We start from the raw sequence: 3,413 nt of genomic DNA, 5'->3' as shown, positions 1-3,413 counted from the left end.
TGTCGGCGTCGGCAGCAGCGGTGCCGACCCGCTACATCGTGTTTGAACGCGGGGCGGATGGCCGCGTGGATCCGGTGTTCTACACCGAAGTCGACCTCGCGATGTCGGCGTTGCCGGACGCAACGGGCGCGGTCGATCGCGATCACGACACGCGTGTGGTCTATCGCGCGTTTCGGGCTGGCGTCGATCTCGGCGATCGCAGCGTGGACGTGCCGATGCTGCACGGCGAGTTCGCGCATGATCCCGAACGGGGCGACAACGCAATCGATTCAACGCGTCCTATCGATGGCGATCGCAGTTTCGTGCTGCGCATTCCGGTCGACGAGGCGGACGCGATTGAATTTCCGCGTGCCGACGGCAGTCAGCGATTCGATCTTTCCGCGTTGAAGACGGACGCACACGCGTTGTCTCTCGCTGACCGGGTGCCATCGCTTCAGGTGACGCAGGAAGCGAGTGCCGGCAGTCCTGCGAACCGCCTCGATCTGCTGGTGATCGGCGACGGCTATACCAGCGCGCAACATGCGTTGTTCGACAGCGACGCGATGATCCTGCATGACTCGTTCTTCGGTCTCACGCCGTATCACGAGTACATGAGTTTCGTGAACTGGACGACCGGCTTCGTTGCCTCGAACCAGTCGGGCGCCGATCACCCGCCCTACCAGTCCGGCTGCACGTCGTCGGCGTGTTGTGCCGACTCCAGCGCGAGTGGCGATCCGCTGTCGGGGCAGATGGTCGACACCGCGTTCAATGGCCGATTCTGCACCTCGCAGATCCAGCGGCTCGTCACGGTCAGCTCGTCAGCCGTCCTCGCCGCCGCGGCAGCGTATCCGGGCTGGGACAAGATCTTCGTGGTCGTCAACGACGCGACCTATGGCGGCTCCGGCGGAAGCATCTCGGTGACGTCGACCAACCAGCAGGCCAACCAGATCATCCTCCACGAATTCGGCCACAGCTTCAGCCATCTGGCCGACGAATACGCGAGCCCCTATCCGGGCTTTCCGGCGTGCAGCGACCTCTCCGGCAGTGCGCCATGCGAGGCAAACGTCACCAACCAGACGGCTGCGGCATCGGTCAAGTGGTCGCCGTGGTTCACGCCAGGAAATGCGATTCCTACGCCGATCGGAACCGCGGGCGTCGGACTTTTCGAGGGTGCGCGCTATCTGGCGACCGGCATGTATCGTCCGGTGGACACGCAATGCCTGATGCAATTCCTCGGCAAGCCGTTTTGCCCCGTGTGTCGCCAGGAATACGTGCGCACGTTGTACCGCGGCGGTTTCGGTGTGCCGGCGACCGGCATCGATCTGATCGAGCCGGGTAGCGAATCGCCCGCCACAACACCGCCGGTGAATTACGCGGCCGGAAGCACGCGGGTTTTTCAGGTGACGTTGTTGCGACCGACGGTGGGCACACTCGCCATCCAGTGGTTGCTCGATGGAGCGCCGGTCAGTGGCGCGACGGGTTCGAGCTACGCGTTCACGCAGGCTGCGACAACTCCGGCCACCCATACGCTGCAGTTGCGCGTGACGGACTCGACGAGCTTCGTGACACCGTCGATGGCTGGATCGTTGCTCGACCACACGCGCACCTGGACGATCCACGTCAGCGCGGGCGACCTGATTTTCGCGAACAGTTTCGACTGATCAGGTTCGCTTTTCACGCGCCTCGCAAATTCGCCAGAGGCGACTGGACCGTCGTCACGGCACGGCGACCGCCACCGTCTCGACCTTGTCCAGCTTGATCCTTCCAAGCATGTCCAGACCCGAGTAGAAACGCCACGGATCGCCGTCGCCGATGGCGAGTGCAATGTGCCCGGCGTCGAATCCCATCAGTGCGGCATCGAAGCTCTGCCAGCGTCCCTCGACGAACGCCTGCGCCCACGCGTGCGGCACGAAAACCTGATCCTTTCCGGCAAATCCCGGCGCATAGGCAAGCCCGTCGACGACGCGCGTCGCGATGCCGCTCGCGCGCCCAAGCGCGGCGACCAGCACTGCATGTTCGGTGCAGTCGCCTTCCGGCTTGCGCGCGACGTCCAGCGCCGAGGCATAACCGACATCGAGGTTCTTGGTGCGGATGTAGCTGCGCACGAACGTTTCAATGCGCTGCATCCGTTCCTCGCGTGTTTTCGCATCGCCGGTCGCGCGCGCGGCCAGCTGCACGATTTCGGGTGCCGTGCTCTGCAGCCAGTCATTCGGCATCAGATCCTCGAGTGGAGGTTTTTCGGGTGTGTAAATGCGTGCGTTCTTCCGCACCGTGACGATCCACGCGTCCCCCTCGCGCGCAACACGCTGCTCGTCGGTCTGCGGAAGGTTCAGCGCGGCGCCGTCGTTGAGCGCTTTCAGCGTATAGCGCATCGCGCCCGACAGTTCATCGGTGCGCAGCGGACGCGGCGAACTCATCAGCGTGCGTGCGAACACGTCGCTGCCCTGGTTCGGCGCGGTTGCGCAGGCACGGTCGCAGGCGAGCAGTGTGAGATCGACGCCGAGCATCGGCATGGTGAGCTTGTAGACCGTCTGTTCGTCGTCGACCCAGGCGCGGCTCTTCATCTGCGCGCCCGGAAACGCGATGGTCTGTTCGATCGGGGTCAACGCGCGCCGCCCTTGCGGGAGGTCGACCGATTCGCCTGCTCCGATGACACTGGTGACTTCGGCGGCATCAAGGCTGGACGGCTGGAACGACAACGCTTTCGCGCGGGTGCCGGCAGCGAGGCCCGCGCGTAGTCCGGCCAGCCGGATGCCCTCGGGGAGCAATGCCCCTTTCGGCCATGGCATGCTGCGTTTCCGTGGATCCGTCGCGCTGCCGGTGACGACGTCGATCACTCCATCGTGCACGGTCCCATCAATGACCGTTTCGCTGCCGGAGAGCTTCGAGACGCTGCGGAACGACAGGGGACGCCCGTCGAGGGTTTCCGTTGAGGTTTCGGCGTTGCCGAGCGCAACGTGCACGCCCGCGCGCTCCAGCTCGACATCGAGGGACTGCACGGTGGTCACGTGTCCGTCCTGCACGACGCGCTTCGATTCGAACGCGCCGATCTTGCGACCGTCGAGCAGCACGGTGAACCACTGCTGGGTCGGCGGCGCGGCGGATGCGGCAGTCGGCGCGAGGGACGAGGCGAGCAGCACGAATGTGGAAAGTCGCATGGATTTCTCGAGGCAGGGCACGCGTCAGTGTGCACCAAGTGACGTGCGCGAAGGATGATCGACCCTTCCGTCCAAAGGCATTCTCATGGCGCCGAAGTGCCGGCTCCGCCCGTTACCCCTAGAATTGCACGACCCACATTTCGACACCGCGACCATGAAATCGTTCGGCACACCGCATACCGACACTGCCATCCGCGTGCTGCTGCTCGGTTCTGGCGAGTTGGGGAAAGAGGTCGCCATCGAATTGCAGCGGCTCGCGGTCGAGGTGATCGCGGT

The 3,413-nt window shown here is 64.5% G+C and carries 2 protein-coding genes and 1 pseudogene; 2 read left to right on the top strand and 1 reads right to left on the bottom strand.

The features are described 5' to 3' along the window. Positions 1 to 1,640 (top strand): M64 family metallopeptidase (locus ABIV12_RS10370; RefSeq protein WP_348058944.1); only part of this gene is annotated, 1,640 nt, incomplete at its 5' end. Between the two features lie 54 nt (positions 1,641 to 1,694). On the opposite strand, the gene ABIV12_RS10365 is transcribed toward ABIV12_RS10370, so the two are convergent. After that, a complete protein-coding gene (locus ABIV12_RS10365) occupies positions 1,695 to 3,137 on the bottom strand; it encodes a transglutaminase-like domain-containing protein (RefSeq protein ID WP_348058942.1) in 1,443 nt (480 codons plus the stop codon). 154 nt (positions 3,138 to 3,291) lie between these two features. Here ABIV12_RS10365 and purT point away from each other — a divergent pair. After that, a pseudogene (purT, locus tag ABIV12_RS10360) lies at positions 3,292 to 3,413 on the top strand (phosphoribosylglycinamide formyltransferase 2); the annotation flags it as partial.

The organism is Dokdonella sp. (assembly GCF_039926425.1).
Taxonomy (GTDB): domain Bacteria; phylum Pseudomonadota; class Gammaproteobacteria; order Xanthomonadales; family Rhodanobacteraceae; genus Dokdonella_A.
The sequence above is the reverse complement of the archived record's forward strand: the minus strand, read 5'-3'. Positions and strand labels throughout refer to the sequence as shown.